Source organism: Flavobacterium sp. H4147, from assembly GCF_029360735.1.
GTDB classification, from domain to species: domain Bacteria; phylum Bacteroidota; class Bacteroidia; order Flavobacteriales; family Flavobacteriaceae; genus Flavobacterium; species Flavobacterium endoglycinae.
The window spans coordinates 1-17,265 of record NZ_JARKNB010000001.1 but is presented as its reverse complement, the minus strand read 5'-3'; the positions used below and the strand labels follow the sequence as shown (position 1 = coordinate 17,265).

13 protein-coding genes are annotated in these 17,265 nt (G+C 35.5%); 1 reads left to right on the top strand and 12 read right to left on the bottom strand.

Annotation, left to right across the window (positions count from 1 at the left end):
- Positions 1 to 150: 150 nt before the first annotated feature.
- The 12 genes from P2W75_RS00065 to P2W75_RS00010 all read right to left on the bottom strand — a co-directional run bounded on the left by P2W75_RS00065 (position 151) and on the right by P2W75_RS00010 (position 15,428).
- Positions 151 to 1,272: a sensor protein KdpD gene (locus P2W75_RS00065; RefSeq protein ID WP_276378462.1), complete on the bottom strand. Its 1,122-nt coding sequence runs from the start codon at positions 1,270 to 1,272 to the stop codon at positions 151 to 153.
- Between the two features lie 141 nt (positions 1,273 to 1,413).
- Positions 1,414 to 2,490 carry a porin gene (locus P2W75_RS00060; RefSeq protein WP_276378461.1) on the bottom strand — a complete coding sequence of 359 codons (1,077 nt, stop codon included), beginning with the start codon at positions 2,488 to 2,490 and terminating at the stop codon, positions 1,414 to 1,416.
- Positions 2,491 to 2,912: 422 nt separating this feature from the next.
- Positions 2,913 to 3,464, bottom strand: a complete 552-nt coding sequence (locus tag P2W75_RS00055; protein WP_276378460.1) for a K(+)-transporting ATPase subunit C — start codon at positions 3,462 to 3,464, stop codon at positions 2,913 to 2,915.
- A 161-nt stretch (positions 3,465 to 3,625) separates the two neighbouring features.
- Positions 3,626 to 5,683 carry a potassium-transporting ATPase subunit KdpB gene (gene kdpB, locus P2W75_RS00050; RefSeq protein ID WP_276378459.1) on the bottom strand — a complete coding sequence of 686 codons (2,058 nt, stop codon included), beginning with the start codon at positions 5,681 to 5,683 and terminating at the stop codon, positions 3,626 to 3,628.
- A gap of 179 nt (positions 5,684 to 5,862) precedes the next feature.
- Positions 5,863 to 7,584 (bottom strand): potassium-transporting ATPase subunit KdpA, encoded by a 1,722-nt coding sequence (kdpA, locus tag P2W75_RS00045; RefSeq protein ID WP_276378458.1) that lies wholly within the window; start codon positions 7,582 to 7,584, stop codon positions 5,863 to 5,865.
- 110 nt (positions 7,585 to 7,694) lie between these two features.
- Positions 7,695 to 7,772, bottom strand: coding sequence for a K(+)-transporting ATPase subunit F (kdpF, locus tag P2W75_RS00040; protein ID WP_073489533.1), 78 nt, complete (start codon positions 7,770 to 7,772; stop codon positions 7,695 to 7,697).
- Positions 7,773 to 7,940: 168 nt separating this feature from the next.
- Positions 7,941 to 8,222, bottom strand: coding sequence for a hypothetical protein (locus P2W75_RS00035; protein ID WP_207297468.1), 282 nt, complete (start codon positions 8,220 to 8,222; stop codon positions 7,941 to 7,943).
- 306 nt (positions 8,223 to 8,528) lie between these two features.
- Positions 8,529 to 9,884, bottom strand: coding sequence for a sigma-54 dependent transcriptional regulator (locus tag P2W75_RS00030; RefSeq protein ID WP_276378457.1), 1,356 nt, complete (start codon positions 9,882 to 9,884; stop codon positions 8,529 to 8,531).
- A gap of 276 nt (positions 9,885 to 10,160) precedes the next feature.
- Positions 10,161 to 13,697 (bottom strand): M1 family aminopeptidase, encoded by a 3,537-nt coding sequence (locus P2W75_RS00025; protein ID WP_276378456.1) that lies wholly within the window; start codon positions 13,695 to 13,697, stop codon positions 10,161 to 10,163.
- A gap of 4 nt (positions 13,698 to 13,701) precedes the next feature.
- Positions 13,702 to 14,586 carry an ABC transporter ATP-binding protein gene (locus P2W75_RS00020; protein ID WP_276378455.1) on the bottom strand — a complete coding sequence of 295 codons (885 nt, stop codon included), beginning with the start codon at positions 14,584 to 14,586 and terminating at the stop codon, positions 13,702 to 13,704.
- Positions 14,587 to 14,703: 117 nt separating this feature from the next.
- The gene (locus P2W75_RS00015) at positions 14,704 to 14,910 is read right to left on the bottom strand and encodes a helix-turn-helix transcriptional regulator (protein WP_008466864.1); all 207 of its coding nucleotides are present in this window, start codon (positions 14,908 to 14,910) and stop codon (positions 14,704 to 14,706) included.
- A 2-nt stretch (positions 14,911 to 14,912) separates the two neighbouring features.
- Positions 14,913 to 15,428, bottom strand: a complete 516-nt coding sequence (locus tag P2W75_RS00010; RefSeq protein WP_276378454.1) for a DUF2975 domain-containing protein — start codon at positions 15,426 to 15,428, stop codon at positions 14,913 to 14,915.
- Between the two features lie 172 nt (positions 15,429 to 15,600).
- On the opposite strand from P2W75_RS00010, the gene P2W75_RS00005 reads away from it, so the two are divergent.
- Positions 15,601 to 16,605, top strand: a complete 1,005-nt coding sequence (locus P2W75_RS00005) for an LLM class flavin-dependent oxidoreductase (protein WP_276378453.1) — start codon at positions 15,601 to 15,603, stop codon at positions 16,603 to 16,605.
- Positions 16,606 to 17,265 lie beyond the last annotated feature (660 nt).

Below are 17,265 nucleotides of genomic sequence, written 5' to 3'. Positions count from 1 at the left end.
CGCAAAGATTAGATTAAAAAACTTTGCGACCTTGCGACTTTGCGAGCAAAAAACTCTAGCGACCTTTGCGTAAAACCTTGCGTCTTTGCGGTTAAACTTCAACGTCCCTAATTTAAATGAACTTATATCACTTATATAGTTTAAAAACTTTTAAGACAGTATAACAAGATCGACATTTGACAACGACAATTTGTTTAGCAGACGCCTAAAAATTGTTGTAGACAAAATTACTTTAAATAAATTCAAATGCGGTTTCCCAATACAGACAGTTGTAATTTGTTTTTCTTCTACAGTTGTCAAAATTGCATTGGCAATATTCGAATTTTCCGCTTTAATAACTTCGGCTCCCAATTGCACTGCGAGTTTAAAATTATTAATTAAATGCCTTTGTTTGTCAAGGGCAATTCTGGTACTGCTTTCCTGCGGAGTTTCGACATATAAAACATACCAGCTTCCGTTGTAATAGCTTGCCAAGCGGGCCGCTTTTCTAATTACTATTTTAGCCGTTTTATCGTTACTGCTAATGCAAGCCAATAATTTTTCATGGCGCAAAGCATGCAGATTCGGAACTTCGCTTTCCACTTTTCGAACTACCTGACTTGCCACTTCTTTCAAAGCCAATTCACGCAACTGCAGAATTTGTTCCGATTTAAAAAAGTTAGTCAATGCAGTCTGAATCTTATCTGCCGTATAAATTTTTCCTTCCTTCAAACGGGCAATCAAATCTTCCGAAGTCAAATCGATATTCACCACTTCATCAGCCAGACGCAAAACATTATCTGGAATTCTTTCTTGAACGTCAATTCCTGTTATGCGTTTTACATCTTCATTCAGACTCTCAATATGCTGAATATTGACTGCAGAAATTACATTGATTCCTGCTTCTAGAATCTCCAGAACATCCTGCCAGCGTTTTTCGTTTTTGCTTCCTTCCACATTTGTATGCGCCAATTCATCAACGATAACCACTTCTGGTCTAAGGTTGATGATTGCTTGAACATCGAGTTCTTCGAGTTCTTTTCCTTTATAAAAAATAGTCCGTCGCGGAATAATCGGCAAGCCAGATAATAACTCGTGCGTTTCTTTCCGCATATGCGTTTCGATGTAGCCGATTTTTACATCGATTCCGTTTTTTAATAACGAATGTGCTTCCTGAAGCATACGGAAAGTCTTGCCCACACCGGCGCTCATCCCAATATAGATTTTAAATTTCCCTTTTCGAGATTTCTGAATCAAATCCAGAAAGTGCTGTGCGTTATTTTCGTTTTCCATTTTTTTTGGTTTAACCATTAAGAGATTAAGGAAGTTAAGCTTTTCTTTGCCAACAGAACATTAAGCTTAATGTCCTGTATTGTAGATTTAAACGCTCAAACTTAATTTTCTTCATCTCTTAATGGTAAAATAATTTTAATGTTAGAAACTAATTGCCAAAGCCGTTGTTACAAAAGTATTTGTGTCTGTTGGCAGATTGTTTTTGGTGAAAATTTCATCTTTGCTAGACAGATTTCTCGCTTCAATTCTAAACATAACATTATCAGTAATTAAGTAATCAAAGTTAGCTGAAAATCCGTAAGTTTTAAATCCGTTAGGAGTTTCTGTTGCGATAATTACACCTTTTTCATCGCTGTAATATTCGCCTCGTGCTGCCAGCTGAATTTTATCTGTTGGTTTGTATTGCAGAATCAAAACAGGCGAAAACCAAGTATCATACTTATTACTGTTTTTTGCCGATTGCTGCGAACCAATATCAAAACCTGCGGTTAGATTCGTTTTCTCGGTTACTTTAAATTGTCCGTAGAAATTATTAAAATAACGCCATTTTTTGTCAATATCAGGTTGTTCATTTCCTGCGTATGTGCTCCAATTTAAAACGACTTTGTCCGTAGGTTTATACGTAACCTGCGTTCCAAAAGCTGGAGTTTGGTTTCCGTCGATTTTCTGAATTCTCTGCCAGCCGTTCAAATACATCGCAGCCAAATACCATTTTCCAGAATCAGAAGTATAGCCAATTTTTACACCCGCTTCATAGTAAGGCGAATTTTCAGCCAGGATACTTCGGGTTAAATTCGCACAGTCTTTCCCAATCGCACTTTCAAACCCAATATGCGAAGGCATAATTCCAGCATCAATCCATAAATCATGTTTTTGTGAAATCTTCACACCAACATTCGCTTCATAAACATTTTTCAATAAATCCTGCTCAGCCGACATATTATATTGAGTATAAGTTCCCGCCATCAAGGCAAAATTTCCTCGCACATTTCCCTTAGAATAATTCACTTTTGCCAAACCCAAATTCAGGTTTATCTCATTGCTTCGGTTATAATTATAAAAAAAGCTTGGGCGCGTATGATTTTTCGGTTTCCCGAAATCGTAACTATAATAAACGTCTACATATCCAGAGAACGTAAACGGACTTTTAGACTCTTCTTGTGCATGTAAATTGCTAAAACCAAATGCGATTAAAGCAGTAAGTAGTATTTTTTTCATTGTCAATTGTGGTATTCAACCCAAAAGGGTAATTAATTTATTTAGTAGATTTTTTAGGAGCTAATCCCGCTATCCGTTTCACACGAGCGATAGCGAACTGACGAAGTAATCTTTTGCTTTTTAAAGAAAAAAGCAAAAGGATTTCCACTACTATCGGGGCTAGGGCATTTGGGGTAAAAAGGCGTATCATTTCCTGCAAGGTTTTCAAAACCTTGTAGGTATTTAATTTTTTTAAGTTTAGTTTTTACCTTCAGTTTGTCATTTCGACGAAGGAGAAATCGCACTAGAACTTCCACATAGAGAATCGACAATACTTTGTCGAGCTACTTGCGGAGATCCCTCGTTCCTCGGGATGACAAAAATGACGAAATCACTTTGTCAAACCCGACAGGTTTTTAAAACCTGTCGGGTTTAAAATCGCATTATTTCAGTTGATCTAAAGCTATATTTAGTTCCAAAACATTCACAGTTTCAGGCCCAACAAGAGCTGTATTAATTTTAGATTCCACCAAAGCTTTAATTTTAGCTTCAGCTAAATTTCGTTCTTTAGCCACACGTTTTACTTGAACTAAAGCGCCTTGCGGAGAAATATTCGGATCTAAACCGCTTCCTGAAGCTGTCACCATATCAGCTGGAATTTCAGCTTTTTTCAAGTAAGGATGAACAACAAGGAAAGTATCGATTCTCTTTTGAACCAAAGCTAAATATTCAGCATTGCTCGGACCTTTATTGCTTCCGGCACTTCCTGCAGCATTGTAATCAACTGCCGAAGGTCTTCCCCAGAAATAATTCGACTTATCGAACTTTTGTCCGATTTTTTGATATCCAACAACCTTTCCGTTAACAGAAAGCGTTTCTCCTTTTCCTTGATTGGGAGCCATTTGTGCGATTCCGTAAATCGCAAGAGGATAAATAACTGCGAATAGAATTAAAGTAACCGCAGTAAGTTTTATGAGTGAAAATATAGATTTCATTTTTTTTGAGGTTCTAAGGTTCTGAGATGCTGAGGCTCTAAGTATTCTTTTAAGAACTTAGCAATTCAGAACCAATGTTTTTATTTTAATTTTTGATAGATTCTAGTTTTTCAATTCTAAGAGAAAACCTTAGTCCCTTAGAATCTTAGCAGCTCAGAACCTTAAATAAAGATTGCAACGATTAAATCAATTAACTTAATCCCGATGAAAGGAACAATCAAACCGCCTAAGCCATAAATCAAAAGATTACGTTTTAGAATCGCGCTAGCTCCAATCGGACGATATTCAACACCTCTCAACGCCAGCGGAATCAGAATTGGAATGATAATCGCATTGAAAATTACAGCCGATAAAATAGCACTTTCTGGGCTGTGCAAATGCATAATGTTCAAACCTTGCAATGCTGGAATCGCAGTAATAAAAAGGGCAGGAACAATCGCAAAATATTTGGCAACGTCATTCGCAATTGAGAAAGTAGTCAACGTTCCTCGAGTCATTAAAAGCTGTTTTCCAATTTCGACAATCTCGATTAGTTTTGTTGGATCGTTGTCCAAATCAACCATGTTTCCAGCTTCTTTTGCCGCTTGCGTTCCACTGTTCATGGCAACACCAACATTGGCTTGGGCAAGGGCAGGAGCATCATTTGTTCCGTCTCCCATCATCGCAACCAGACGGCCTTCAGCTTGTTCTTTTCGGATATAATTCATTTTATCTTCAGGCTTCGCTTCGGCGATAAAATCATCAACTCCAGCTTTTTCGGCAATAAACTTAGCCGTAAGTGGATTATCTCCCGTAACCATAACCGTTTTGATTCCCATTCTGCGTAAGCGTTCAAAACGTTCTTTCATTCCGGTTTTAATGATATCCTGCAATTCGATAACACCTTGAATTTCGTTATTTTTAATTACCACTAAAGGTGTTCCTCCGTTTGAAGAAATTGTGATTACCTGTTGCAAAGTATCTTCAGGAAAAACATTTCCAGCTTGCTCTGCAATTTTTTTAGCAGCATCTTGCGCACCTTTTCGAATATTGGTTCCATCTTTTAAAATCACACCCGAAGTTCTGGTTTCAGCAGTAAATTTGATAGTGTGTGAAATGTCAGAAGTCGTTTGTAAAAAGCTTGCTTTTGCCTCATTTTTTACATCTATCATTTCACTTAATTCTAAGATACTTTTCCCTTCTGGCGTATCATCGGCAAGCGAACTCAATACAGCAGATTTAACGAAATCTTCAAAAGAAATGCCTTTTGTTGGGTAAAAATTAGTTGCTTTTCTGTTCCCGATGGTGATTGTTCCTGTTTTATCCAAAAGCAAAACGTCAATATCTCCCGCAGTTTCAACCGCTTTCCCTGATTTTGTAATCACATTGGCGCGCAAAGCTCTGTCCATTCCCGCAATTCCAATCGCAGAAAGAAGTCCTCCGATTGTTGTTGGAATCAAACAAACGAATAAGGCAATAAAAGCAGCAATAGTAATAGGAGCGTTTGCGTAATCGGCAAAAGGTTTTAAAGTAACGCAGACAATCACGAAGATTAAGGTAAAAGCCGCTAACAAAATAGTCAAGGCAATTTCGTTTGGCGTTTTCTGACGGCTTGCACCTTCAACCAAAGCAATCATTTTATCCAAAAAGCTTTCGCCAGGTTCTGAAGTTACTTTTACTTTTATTTTATCAGACAACACTTTTGTTCCTCCTGTTACAGACGATTTGTCTCCGCCTGCTTCACGAATTACAGGAGCACTTTCCCCCGTAATCGCACTTTCATCGATTGTAGCAAGACCTTCGATAATTTCTCCGTCGGCAGCAATTAAATCGCCCGCTTCACAAATGAAAATATCGTCTTTTTTTAATTGAGAAGAACTAATGTTTCTGATTTCTCCATTTGGCAGAATCTGTCTTGCAGGAGTTTCTTCACGGGTTTTTCTCAAACTGTCGGCTTGTGCTTTTCCTCTGGCTTCGGCAATAGCTTCGGCGAAATTGGCAAACAAAAGCGTTACAAATAAAATTAGGAAAACAATTAAATTGTAAATAAAACTGCCTTGATCGGTTGCGCCCATTAAGATCGAAACGCAAACGGCAAACATAATGGTAGTTCCAATTTCTACGGTAAACATTACCGGATTTTTAATCATCATTTTTGGATTCAGCTTCACAAAAGACTGCAATAAAGCTTCTTTTACTTGTTTACTTTCAAACAATGATGTGGATTTATTAGTTGTCATTTTCTTGTAAAAAGTTAAATGTTATTTGTTAAATGTTGTGCGATGCAAAAACACATAGCTTGTAGAACATAGCCAATGGTTTCAACCGTTGGGACACAATGTATATTTTCAATCTCTGTCTCCAAGGTTGAAACATTGGGCTATGTTTTTAAATTCTTTGTGGATATTCAAATCGAACATTATTTCAGTGTGAAATATTCAGCAAGTGGACCTAATGCCAGCGCGGGAAAGAAAGATAAAGCAGCAACAATAGCGATTACAGCAAAAATCATGATTCCGAAAATCGTTGTATCCGTTTTTAAAGTTCCTGCGCTTTCAGGAATGTATTTTTTGTTGGCTAATAAACCAGCAATTGCTAAAGGTCCGATGATTGGAATGAAACGGCTTAACAGCAACACAATTCCTGTAGTGATATTCCAAAATGGATTATTATCGCCCAAACCTTCAAAACCAGAACCATTATTAGCAGCACTCGAAGTATATTCATATAACATTTCAGAGAATCCGTGATTTCCAGGATTGTTTAGCCAGCCCGTTGCATTTCCGCTGAACCAATAACCCATTGCAATATCATGGGCAGCAAAATAAGAAGCTAAAGCGGTTCCTGCTAAAACTAATAATGGGTGAAGAATAGCAATGAAAGCGGCAATTTTGACTTCTCGGGCTTCAATTTTCTTTCCGAAAAACTCGGGAGTTCGACCAACCATTAATCCAGAAATGAAAACAGCCAGAATAATGAAAATGTAAAAGTTAAGATAACCAACACCGCATCCGCCATAAAATACATTGACCATCATAGCCAATAACTGCATCGCTCCCGAAACCGGCATGGAACTATCGTGCATACTGTTTACAGAACCTGTAGAAATTACCGTTGTAGCAATACTCCAGAAACCAGAAATAGCGGGGCCAAAACGGACTTCTTTTCCTTCCATTGCTCCGTTTAACTGAGAAATTCCCATTTTTTCGATAGCAGGATTTCCACTGATTTCGCTTGACATTGTCGGAATTACCAAGAGTAAAAATCCAACCGTCATTACACCAAAAATGATGTAAGCGAATTTTTGTTTTTTAAGAAAAAAACCAAGTGCAAAAATCATCGCAAACGGAACAATCATCTGCGCCCAAAGCTCAACAGCATTTGTAAAATAAGTCGGGTTTTCTAAAGGATGAGCCGAGTTCGCTCCGAAAAATCCTCCACCGTTTGTACCAATATGTTTAATGGCGATAAAAGCAGCAGCTGGCCCCCGAGAAACTTCAACGTGATCACCTTGTAAAGTAGTGATAGCATCCTTTCCTTCAAAAGTCATTGGAGTGCCGCTGAAAACTAAAGCAATAGCTACGATTGCTGAAAGTGGTAATAAAATACGAGTACAGCTTTTTACAAAATAGTTGTAGAAATTTCCCAGTTTATCAGTTGTTCTTTCGCGCATAGCGGTAAAAACCATTGCAGCAGCAGCGATTCCGACACCAGCCGAAACAAATTGTAAAAACATTAATACCATTTGTGACAAGTAAGAAACCCCACTTTCACCTGAGTAATGCTGTAAGTCGCAATTGACTAAAAATGAAATGGTTGTATTAAAAGCCAAATCAGGCGACATTGATGGATTGTTATCTGGATTTAATGGTAAAGAACCCTGAAAAAGCAGCACAAAAAAACAGAGAAAGAACCAAAGCATATTGATGCTTAAAAGTGCTTTTAAATGCTGTTTCCAGTTCATTTCTTCAGTTGGATTGATACCGCTGATTTTAAAAATAATTTTTTCAAGCGGATTGAAAATTGGGTCAAGAAGCGTTTTGTCTCCTAAAAATACTTTAGCAATATATTTTCCGAAAGGAATCGCTAAAACAATGGTTAGGAGAAAAATACCTATAACACCTAATAATTCTGTATTCATAATATTGTGAGTTGTTGATTGTAAAAAATGAAATGTGAAGTTGTGAAAAGTGAGATGAGATTTAAGAAATGAAAGGCATCTAACATTTCACTTTTGACATTTCACACTTATTAGAATTTTTCAGGTTTAATTAATACATAAACCAAATACACGAAAACGGCAATTGAAACAATAAAGAGTGCAGTCATGATTTAGATTTTTTCAAAGAATTCAACAGATTTAAAACAAATCGCAAACAGCAAAACGGCCAATGCGAGTAAAAGAATTGTGATCATAGTTATTTTAGAATTTAGATTTCAGATTTTAGATTGTTGCAGAAACGATTAAACAATTAAACAGTTAACCGATTAAACTTTTTAGACTCCCGAAGTATTAACCTGTTTGATATATTCTGCTTTAAGCGTTTGAGGGAAAAGATGTGAAATATTGCAGTGGCGCATTTCCATAAAAGAAGAAACCGAAAAAACATACACGTTTGAAATAGCATTTTTAGTCTCGATACTGCCAGTAATAAATAGACGTTCAGCAAGTGCTAAACATTTTTTAGCCCGAACGATATTGCCGCAGATAATATTTTTTTTAGTAATCTCGGCAAAGCGTTCCGCTTGTTTGTAAATAGAATTAACTTGATTTTTCATGAGAAGGAATTTTGATGTTCTTTCTCCTTATGCCAAAAGATATTCCGAAAATGTGAAGTAGAGTGTAAAGTATTGTAAAATAAGAAGTTGTTTTTTTGTGCCAAAAATCAGGCATAAAAAAAGCCTATCAAAATGATAAGCTTTTATTAAAACGATAAGGTTTATTTTTATCCGTTTCCTGCAAGGTTTTCAAAACCTTGTAGGTATTCTAGGTTAATCTAATACTTTAAAATTTAAACCTACAAGGTTTTAAAAACCTTGCAGGATCGTAAATGATTTTAAAAGTGAAGTATTGGAATTTGGAATTTAAATTTTGGAATTTTCTATCCCATATTCCTCAATCTTTCTATACAAAGTCGCTATCCCAATTTCTAGTAATCTAGCCGTTTCAGCTTTATTTCCTTTAGTATAATTCAAAACCTTTTGAATATGCAATTTCTCAATACTCTGCATAGAAAAAGCCGACATTGGTTTGTTGGTTTTCTCCGTTGGATGCTGAATTTCATAAGGCAGAACATCAGAAGTCAAAGTATCGCCGTTACTCAAAATAACCGATCTTTCGATAACATTTTTGAGTTCACGGATGTTTCCCGGCCAAGAATAATTTTCTAATTTCTCTAGAAAATCAGCTGCCGTATGTAAAGCCTTTTTATTCGTTTTTTCAGAAAATTGCTTCACATAATAATTAGCGAGTAATGGAATATCTTTAGCTCTTTCACGAAGTGAAGGAAGTTTTATTTCGAAAATATTCAAACGGAAATACAAATCAGAACGGAAACGATGGGCTTCACTTTCTTCTTTTAAATCTCGGTTTGTTGCGGCAATCAATCTAAAATTAGATTTTTTAGAAGTCGTGTCTCCAACAGGAATATATTCGCTGGTTTCTAAAACGCGTAATAATTTTGCCTGAAGATCACTTGGCATTTCACCAATTTCATCCAAGAATAAAGTCCCGCCATTTGCTTCTTCAATAAAGCCTTTTTTATCTTTCAAAGCTCCGGTAAAAGCACCTTGTTTATGGCCGAAAAGTTCACTTTCTAAAATTTCCTTACTGAAAGTGCTGCAATTTAAAGCCACAAAAGATTTTCCTGCGCGATTGCTGTTTTCATGAATTGCCTGTGCAAAAACCTCCTTTCCGGTTCCTGTTTCTCCAGTCAATAAAACAGTCGAATCAGTTTTGGCTACTTTTTGGGCCAAATCGATAACCTGTTCAATCCCTTTTGATTTTCCGATTATGGTATTGAAGGAATATTTATCGCCAATACGTTTTTCAAGTTGTTTTACTTTTTTCTGCAAATGCACTTTTTCGACCGCTTTATAAAGAAGCGGAATAATCTTGTCGTTATCATCGCCTTTTACAATATAATCGAAAGCGCCATTTTTCATCGCCTGAACGCCGTCGGGAATATTTCCGAATGCCGTAAGTAAGATAACTTCCGTCAGCGGAAAACTGCTTTTTATGTTTTGCACAAAATCAACGCCGTTTCCGTCTGGAAGTTTTACATCACACAAAACAACATCAATATCAGTTTGCTCCAGTTTTTTAAAACCAGATTTTAAATCTTTCGCCTCAAAAACTTCAAATCCTTCCGATTTTATTATGCGAACCAGCAGACTTCTCAGTTTTTCTTCGTCGTCTATAATTAAAACTTTGTGTGTCATTTGCAGAGATGCTAAATCAAATTTTGGTATTTGATGTACAAATTTAGGGCTAAAAATGGTTCGCTTTTTTGATTGAGGAGAATTATTTAGAAAAGAATCTGTGGGTAGAAAAATAAACACATAGAAACATAGATTTTTCTTTGTTTAAAAGAAAGCTGAAAGAAACTCGTTTCTAACACATAGAAACTATGTGTATTAATGCAAGTGAAACGCCTTTAACAGCAAAAAAAATCTATGTTTCTATGTGTTTAAAAAAGTAGGAGCAACGAAAAATCTTTAATCAATCTCTTTCTCGTTGTTCTTTATAAAAGTGTCAATATTTATTAAATAAGGATCAATTACAATGCGTTGAGGTTTGTTTTTGATTTTAATTTTGCCTTGAATTGTATTGTTTTGGATTGGAAAAGTATAACAAGATAGCTTTCCGTTTTTATCATAAATTCCAATGTCAATTGTAACGTCGTTAGCAATTTGTTTTCGAATTCCGGTTGCATTTTCCAGATATTTTTTAGAATCGGCTTTAAAAGAAACTTCATAAAAACCATTCTTTTTTACACTTTCAACTTCAGAAATTTTAGAAGAATAAGTAATAATCTTTTTAAACATTTCATCTAGTTTAGGATGAAGTTTAGAATCGGTGACTAAGTAAATCTCTTTCAATAAATCTTTAGAATCTGGAATTGGATTAGGATATTTATAATGACTCAAGAAATTATACAAAGCCAGATTTACTTTTTCTTCTCCAATTAGCATTCGCAATTGATGCATAATGAGCATTCCTTTATCATAAGGCAAATGTGGCGTTTCATAATTCGTTTTATATAATGAAGTTTCTGGTTCGTAACTTCGGCTGCTTAAATACAAATCCAGATGAATCTTTAAAGTTTCCAATGCTTTTTCCAAACCATGTTCCTTTTCGTACAACATCAATTCGGTATATTGCGCAAGAGTTTCAGTCAAAATCCAGCTTCCTTCTTTTTGTTCTGGACTAATTTGTGAATTTCCCCACCATTCGTGCGACAATTCGTGAGCAGTCAATTGATTGATGACATCTTCTTTATCTTGATTATTCAAGTTGCTGTAAAACCCAAAATTCTCTTTCATAAAAACCGTCGACGGATAGGAAGTTGCAGCAAATCCATCCGCGAAAGCAGAAACTTCGGCGTAGCGAATGGTTTTGTACGGATATTTTCCAAAGTTGTTTTGGCAATAATCTAAAGTGTTTTTTAGATCTTGAATTAGTTTGGCAACATTTCTAGAATGCCTTTTGTCATAATAAACTTCGATTGAAATTCCTTTATAATTTGTTTTTTGAATTTCATATTCGGCAGAAGAAAAAGCAAATCGAAACGGAATCTTTCCATTCGATTTATAATGAAAATAATTGCGGTTGCCTTTTTTCCAGTTTCCTATTAAATCTCCAATGCCAATTGCCGTTTGATTTTTTGAAGTCGAAACGACAACATCATAATCAATAAAATCATTTATTGTTTTCGATTTTTCTTCTAATTTTTTAAGTGGCGTCTGCGGTTTTAAATGTCTTTTTGCACGCTCTTTTTCACTGCTGATTTCATTCGATTCCTGATAGCCAAAAGTTGGAAAATAACGACTTATTCGCATAAACGAACCATTTTCAATAATCGAATTAAAAGCAGTATGACCTTTAAATGGCGACCAAGTTGAGGTAAAAGCAAAACTCATTTTCATTTTTTGCTGAGGTTGCAAAGGCTTTTTCAATCGGTACCAATAATGCTGAAATTGAGAAACATTATCGAGATTTTTGGCGTTTTCAATTTCAACAGAAGTCAGTTTCGAATTTCGATCTATATATAGGAGTAAACTATCAATTGGTTTTTCCGAATTATTGATCAATTCATAACTGCCTTTCACTTCATAACGATTTTCTTCAGGAAACAAATCGACTTTACTTTTTACCGCAATAATCGTGGGCTGAGCAAGATTCGCATATTTTTTAAACTGCTTTTCGTATTGCTCGCTCCAATTGTTCTGATCATCTTTCGTCAAATACGGATATTCGATATTCGTTTTATAAAAAAGATAACTTCCAAAACCAATGAAAAGAATACTTCCGAAAGCAAAAAATGTTTTCTGAATAGCATTAAATGAATTTCTACGAACGGTTTTTAGAATAGTAGTATTTCGTTTCCATAAAATTCCGGTCAAAGTTAGCAGCATCAAAGCCAGACCAAAATTGTACAACATCGAAATATGAAACGGAAAAGTATAATTTCCAAAACCATTCAGATCAAAATATTCTCTTTTTAAAGAATCTCCAAATCGAAGTAGAGGATGTGAAATTCCCAATTGTTCTCCGATTCCCGTACAAAACAAAAGCGAAATAAATGCGGAAATTGCCAATCCTAAATATTTGTTTTTAATGAAAGTCTGAATGGCAATTACCAAAATTGAAATCAGAAACAATGGAAATCCGATATAATAAAACATCGAAAAGTAAAGTATAGCGTCAATTGAAGCGTTTGCGTGTATGATTTGAAAACCAATTCCAATCAAAATACTGATTCCAATTAAGAGAAGCGGAATCATAAAAAGCGCTGTCAATTTTGAAATCAAAACTATAAATTGAGAATAAGGCGCTGTATTTTCGAGCATTTCAAATCTGGAATTTTCGCTTCGATTCAATAATTCACTACTATAAAAAAGAGTAATCAGAATTAAAATAAAGGGCAGACGATCCATAATGGTGGAAATCATCAAAGCCGTATTGGTAATATTTTCTGCCAATCTGATTCCGCCGTCAATTTCATCCGAAATCTCAATCGTTAATATTCCCGAAAATAAAATCGCAATCAGTAAAAAAGGAATCCCTTTTAAAACCAAATAAATATCCATCTTCAAATTGCTTTTAAAAACGGCCCAATTATGTTTTGAGGTTTTAAATAGCTGTTCTGGAATTGTGGTAGAAAATAGTTGTGTCTCTTTTGTACCGATTTTAACCGATTTTACCTTTTTAGTTTTTGTTTTTCGGAATGAAAACAATTTATAGGAAACAAAAATCAGAAGGAAAGAAACGCAAATCCAGATAATTCGATTGAATAAAAAGTTGCCTGAAAGTGAAAGTAGTTGAGTGTTTTTTTCAATGGATGTCCAATATCTCGTTTGTTCTAAAAATGCAGCCAAACCAAACGGATCTATTTTTGCGGCCAAAGACATCGCTTTCGCGGAAGACGGAGAAGCATTTGCAAATAAAGGCGAATTAGAAAAAATTGAACCTGCTATATATAATAGGTAGATGAATAAGCCGCCAACATAAATAAAAAGTTTGCTTCGCGTAAGCCAAGCCAACGTTGCAAGAATCGAAAGACATAAAAGAATATTAGGAATGACAATTACGAAATAAGGCCAGAGGTAATTTAAAACTTCAAAAGGACCAATTTCGCTTTTCGGAATCCATGACATTTGATGCCCGATAATCATTCCGATGATGAACATTCCAAAAGAAGAAATCGCAATTACAAAAGCAGTGATAAACTTGCTTCCCAAAAAATGAAATTTAGAAATAGGAGTAGAGAAGAGGATCGCATCAAATTTAGTTTCGTATTCTTTTAAAAAATGTTGTGCGACTTGAAGCGTGATAGAGAAAATCGTCATCAACGATAGCAAACCAATCGCATAAGTCAGGGTAAATGGACTATTTTTATAAGCGCCCGAAAACGAAAAGTTCGCAAAAGCACTCACAAGAAAGCCAAGAATCAGATATATAATATAGGTAGCATAAAAAGCCCAGTTTCTGGTATTGTTATGCCATTCAAATTGAATTAATTTCGAAAACATAACGTTATTTTTTAAGTTGATTTTGAGATAATATATTAAAGTAAACATCGCTCAAATCAGGAGAACTCAATTCAAAACCAGAATCAGGCTGTTGTTCAGAGAAAACATGAATATTGATTTTTCCAGAATTCAAATGCGACGAAATTATATTAAAATGATCCTGATGCTCTTTCAGTTCATCTTTATGAATGGCTTTCGTCCAGATTTTACCTTTTAAAGAATCAACCGCTTCATTTGGATTTCCTTCCAAAAGCAACTTTCCGTTAGAAATAATCGCCATTTTGGTGCACAGATCGCGGACATCTTCTACAATATGCGTGGACAAAACCACAATAATGCTTTCGCCAATTTCGCTTAAAAGATTATTGAAACGATTTCTTTCTTCAGGATCAAGTCCCGCAGTCGGTTCGTCGACAATAATAATTTTCGGATTTCCCAACAAAGCTTGTGCAATTCCAAAACGCTGACGCATTCCTCCCGAAAAAGAATGCACCGCTTTGTCTTTGTGCTGTAGTAAATTCGTTTGTTGCAACAAATACAGAATTTGGTCGTGACGTTCTTTTTTATTGACAATTCCTTTCAAAATTGCCAAATGATCTAATAAACGATAAGCAGAAATCTTTGGATAAACGCCAAATTCCTGCGGAAGATATCCCAGATTTTCTCTAATAAACATTGGATTTTCGAGAATGTTGATTCCGTTAAACTCGATAATTCCCGAAGTTGGTTCCTGTAAAGCAGCAATGGTTCGCATTAAAGTTGATTTTCCAGCGCCATTCGGTCCTAATAAACCAAACATTCCGTTTGTAATGTCAAGCGATAAATGATCAATCGCTTTTGTGCCGTTCTCATACGTTTTGCTGAGATTTTTGATTGATAAACTGTTCATTTTTTGATTGATTTTTGATGATTATATAAATGATGATTTGAAATTTTTAGGCAATAGAATTCCTGTCGGCCTCAAAAAGCCGATTTTAAGATTCAGAAAATTTGATTTAAAAGAAAGCTACTCGCTTACATATTCTAAAATATCGCCGGGCTGGCAATCCAGAATTTTGCAAATAGCTTCGAGAGTATCAAACCGAATACCTTTTGCTTTTCCCGTTTTTAGAATCGATAAATTAGCAGGTGTTATATCTAATTTCTCTGCCAATTCCTTACTCTGCATCTTGCGTTTGGCAAGCATGACATCAACATTTACAATTATTGGCATAGCTATATAAATAAGTCTTGTTCGTTCTGAAGGTTTAAACCTTGTTTAAAAATGGCAGCTAAAAAATAAGCAAAAGCGCCAAGCATTCCGTGCAATATGATAAAAAGTGCCACTTCATTATCTAAAGGAACGAAGAAGAACGCAAACAGTATCACGATACTCGGAATGAATAAATTTGATAAATAAAAACGTTTTAAGTGCACAACTCCATTTTGAGTAAACAGTTTCGGCTGAAAGAAAACTTTAAAAACATTGCTGCTCAATAAAAAGAAAAGTCCATAAAGACTCAGCGGAGCCAGAAAATCAAAAAGAATATACGGCAGGTTGTAATCGCCCAACATTACGGGATGTGTAGTAAACGGATAACAAACCTGAAAATATTTGCCATTATCTTTAAAAGTCAAAAACAGACCTGTTGTTAATGTAAAAACCGAATAAGCAGCCAGAAAAAAGTAGATGGCTGATAAAATTCGGGTGAAATAAAATAATATTCTCGAAACAATGTGAGTGGTCTTCATACACAGAAAATTAAATTTGATATTGCAAATGTATAAATAATTATTGTAAAACAATAATTATTTATTAAAAAATAGATATTTAGAACGTAGAGAATATTATAATTCTATTAACATTAGAAAACCAAAGGCATTCGCATAAATGGCTTAATTTTGCATTTTAGCCTTAATTTATATGAAAAACCCAATTTCAGTCTCAATATTAGAGCTTGCAATTATCACCCAAGATAGTAATGCAACAGAAACATTTCAAAAAACAAATGACATAGCCCAATTAGCAGATAAACTCGGATACAAGAGAATCTGGCTGGCAGAACATCACAATATGGCACACGTTGCCAGTACAGCAACGGTGGTTTTGATTGGTTATGTGGCAAGCCAAACCGAAAATATCCGTGTAGGTTCTGGCGGAATCATGCTTCCGAATCATTCGCCTTTAGTAGTGGCAGAACAATTTGGAACTTTAGAAACCCTTTATCCTAACCGAATCGATTTAGGTTTAGGAAGAGCACCGGGAACAGATCAGCCAACTGCCGAAGCAATTCGAAAAGACTTCTTTGAGCAAGCACAACGATTTCCACAAAACGTAAGCAAGCTTCAAGAATACTTTTCATCTGAAAATGCAACAGGAAAAGTTCGTGCATTTCCAGCTGAAGGTCTAAATGTGCCAATCTGGATTTTAGGATCAAGCATGGACAGTGCGGCTCTGGCAGCGGCTTATGGTTTACCTTATGCTTTTGCGGGGCACTTTGCGCCAAAGCTGATGATTCAGGCATTTGAATTTTATAGAGAAAATTTCCAGCCATCAGAATATCTAGACAAACCAAAAACAATGGCGTGTGTAAATATCATTGCTGCCGATACAAACGAAGAAGCAGAATTGCTTTCAACAAGTTTGTATCAAATGTTTCTAAACTTAATTAGAAACGACCGCAAAGGATTACAGCCGCCAGTTCCATCATTAGATGATATTATGAACGAAGCAGAACGTTTCCATGTAAATCAAATGACAGCAGGAACCTTTACAGGAAACAAAGAACAATTAGTAACCGATTTAAAGAGGTTTATAGACTATGCAAGAATCGACGAACTTATGGTAACAAGTCCAATCTTCGATCACAAAGCAAAACTAAAAAGCATAGAAATCACAAAAGAAGTAATAGATGCTTTAAATCAATAATACATGTTATATATAGTATAGTTTTACTCTTTAATATATATAAGAGTAATTCTCATTTCAAACCCGACAGGTAAAAACCTATCGGGTTTATTATTTGTACATATATAGTAAGCTGAGCGCAGCGAAGCGATACAGTTTTGGAATTTGGGATTTCTAAAATTGGAATTTTAATAAATATAAGGAGCTATTTCCCGCTATCCGCTTCAATCTTTTTATGGTCCCGTTAAAAGGAACGGGACCATAAAAAGGATTTCCGCTCCTATCGGGGCTAGGGCACCGGTTTTCAGAATAGGCTGTAGGGAGAAACTTTGCGCCTTTGCGCCTCTGCGAGAGCAAAAGGGACAGAAGGGAGGCTTCCGGATCTTAAATTCTTTCCAGAGAGCGGGCATAAAATCTGAAAATTCCGCAAAACTGCCAATCTAAAGCCAAGTCAAAATAAGAAAAACACAGAGTAATTCAGAAAAACCCCACATGAAATTAAAAATAATCAAAATGTAAAAGCACTTCTGCCAGCGGGTTAAGAAAAATATCAAAAAAAACATGGAAAAAATGTAAAAAAAAGTCTTGTAAATGTAAATAAAGGTTCTACTTTTGCACCCGCATCAGCGAAACGCTCTTAGAAATACCGTCAGGCAGCTGAATTGAAATGAAAAGAAATTT

What these genes read in the sequence shown, in the direction of transcription:
- P2W75_RS00065 (WP_276378462.1), bottom strand. Translation starts at nt 1,272, where the DNA reads ATGGAAAACGAAAATAACGCACAGCACTTTCTGGATTTGATTCAGAAA.
- P2W75_RS00060 (WP_276378461.1), bottom strand. Translation starts at nt 2,490, where the DNA reads ATGAAAAAAATACTACTTACTGCTTTAATCGCATTTGGTTTTAGCAAT.
- P2W75_RS00055 (WP_276378460.1), bottom strand. Translation starts at nt 3,464, where the DNA reads ATGAAATCTATATTTTCACTCATAAAACTTACTGCGGTTACTTTAATT.
- kdpB (WP_276378459.1), bottom strand. Translation starts at nt 5,683, where the DNA reads ATGACAACTAATAAATCCACATCATTGTTTGAAAGTAAACAAGTAAAA.
- kdpA (WP_276378458.1), bottom strand. Translation starts at nt 7,584, where the DNA reads ATGAATACAGAATTATTAGGTGTTATAGGTATTTTTCTCCTAACCATT.
- kdpF (WP_073489533.1), bottom strand. Translation starts at nt 7,772, where the DNA reads ATGACTGCACTCTTTATTGTTTCAATTGCCGTTTTCGTGTATTTGGTT.
- P2W75_RS00035 (WP_207297468.1), bottom strand. Translation starts at nt 8,222, where the DNA reads ATGAAAAATCAAGTTAATTCTATTTACAAACAAGCGGAACGCTTTGCC.
- P2W75_RS00030 (WP_276378457.1), bottom strand. Translation starts at nt 9,884, where the DNA reads ATGACACACAAAGTTTTAATTATAGACGACGAAGAAAAACTGAGAAGT.
- P2W75_RS00025 (WP_276378456.1), bottom strand. Translation starts at nt 13,697, where the DNA reads ATGTTTTCGAAATTAATTCAATTTGAATGGCATAACAATACCAGAAAC.
- P2W75_RS00020 (WP_276378455.1), bottom strand. Translation starts at nt 14,586, where the DNA reads ATGAACAGTTTATCAATCAAAAATCTCAGCAAAACGTATGAGAACGGC.
- P2W75_RS00015 (WP_008466864.1), bottom strand. Translation starts at nt 14,910, where the DNA reads ATGCCAATAATTGTAAATGTTGATGTCATGCTTGCCAAACGCAAGATG.
- P2W75_RS00010 (WP_276378454.1), bottom strand. Translation starts at nt 15,428, where the DNA reads ATGAAGACCACTCACATTGTTTCGAGAATATTATTTTATTTCACCCGA.
- P2W75_RS00005 (WP_276378453.1), top strand. Translation starts at nt 15,601, where the DNA reads ATGAAAAACCCAATTTCAGTCTCAATATTAGAGCTTGCAATTATCACC.